At 74.1% G+C, this 1,716-nt stretch carries 1 protein-coding gene; it reads left to right on the top strand.

The features are described 5' to 3' along the window. Positions 1-43: 43 nt before the first annotated feature. On the top strand, positions 44-1,716 hold a 1,673-nt coding region (locus D7Y11_RS42510), incomplete at its 3' end, for an OPT family oligopeptide transporter (RefSeq protein WP_148139292.1).

The following is a 1,716-nucleotide window of genomic DNA, read 5'->3' as shown; positions in this document are numbered from 1 at the left end:
CCCCCGAGCCGTCCCCGCCGGGGACACGCCCACCGACGCCTCGCTGACGCTGCTGCGCATCCCCGGCACGACGCAGGCGGAGGTGGACACCTACTGGCTCACGCGCGTGTACCAGGGCGACCGGCTGCCCCAGCTCACCTTGCGCGCGGTGCTCCTGGGCGCGGGGCTGGGCGTGCTCACCTGCGCCACCAACCTCTACGCGGGCCTGAAGACGGGCGTGGCGTTCGGCGTGGCCGTCACCGCCGCGCTGCTCGCATCGGCGACGCATGGGGCGCTCCGGCGCTTGAGCCCCCGAGTCGCCGGGAGCCCGTTGTCCCTGCTGGAACTGGGATGCGCGCAGACGGTGGCGTCGTCGGCGGGATACGCGACGGGCGGTGCGCTCGTGTCGGTGCAGGGGGCGTGGTTGTTGACGACGGGGCACCACCTGCCCGGGATGACGCTGCTGGCGTGGACGTTCCTGTTGTCCGCGCTGGGCGTCCTGTTCGCGGTGCCGTTCAAGCGGCAGCTGGTGGACCGGGAGCAGCTTCCGTTCGCGTCCGGGACGGCCGCGGCGGCGACGGCTCGCGCGCTGCATTCGGGAGGGGAGTCGGCGGGGCCGCGGCTGCGCATGCTGGGCGTGGGCGGGCTGATCGCGGGTGTGTTGACGCTCGCGCGCGATGGCTTCGGGCGCTTGCCCTATGCGTATGCGTTTCCCGGGACGCTGGGGGGCGTGTCGCTGGAGCGGTTGGGGTTCGCGCTGGAGACGGGGTTGATGCCGGTGGGCGGCGGCGCGCTGCTGGGCGTGCGCGTCACCGCGTCCATGTGGCTGGGGGCGCTCTTCGTCCATGGCGTTGTCGCGCCCCGGTTGATGGCGGCGGGCGTGGTGGCTCCGGATGGGGACTTCCTCGCGTGGGCGCTGTGGCCGGGCGCGGCGGCGCTCACCACCGCGTCGCTGTTGCAGTTCGCGCTCCAGGCCCGCGTGTGGGGCCGGGCGCTGCGGGGGCTGCGCGGGCAGCGTCAGGCGCCGCATCCCATTGAAGCGCTCCAGGTGCCCGGGCGGTGGTGGGTGGCGGGGATGCTGGTGCTGACGCCCGCGACGGTGGCGTTGGCGCGGGTGGGCTTCGACGTGCCGGTGCCGCACGCGCTGCTCGCGGTGGCGCTGTCGTTCGTGCTGTGTCTCATCTCCTGCCGTGTCACGGGGGAGACGGACATGAGCCCCGTGGGCGCGCTGGGGCAGGTGACGCAGCTGACGTATGGCGTGCTGCTGCCAGGGGACGTGCGCGCGAACCTGGCGACGGCGGGCATCACGGTCAACGCGGCGTCCTCCTCCGCGGACCTGCTCACGGACCAGAAGGCGGGACACCTGCTGGGCGCGGATCCTCGCCGCGTGTTCCTGGCGCAGCTGTTGGGGTGCGTCGTGGGGGCGCTGGTGGTGGTGCCGCTGTTCTACCTGCTGGTGCCAGAGCCGTCCGTGCTGGGGTCGGAGCGCTTCCCGGCTCCGGCCGCGACGATGACGGCGGGTGTGGCGCAGGTGCTGGCGTCAGGGCTGGGTGCCGTCTCGGTGGACCTGCGGCTCGCCATGGCCTGGGCGGCGGGCGCGGCGGCCGTCCTTACGCTGGGGGAGCAGGCGTTGCCGGAGCGGTTCCGCCGCTGGACGCCCTCGGCGGTAGGGGTGGGGCTGGCGTGTCTGCTGCCTGCCTCCACCTGCCTGGGGTTCTTCCTGGGCGGGCTGGGGTG

The sequence above is a fragment of the Corallococcus sp. AB018 genome (genome assembly GCF_003986945.1).
In the GTDB taxonomy this organism is placed as follows: Bacteria; Myxococcota; Myxococcia; order Myxococcales; family Myxococcaceae; genus Corallococcus; species Corallococcus exiguus.
Note: the sequence above shows the minus strand (reverse complement) of the source record. Positions and strands in the feature narration are given on the sequence as shown.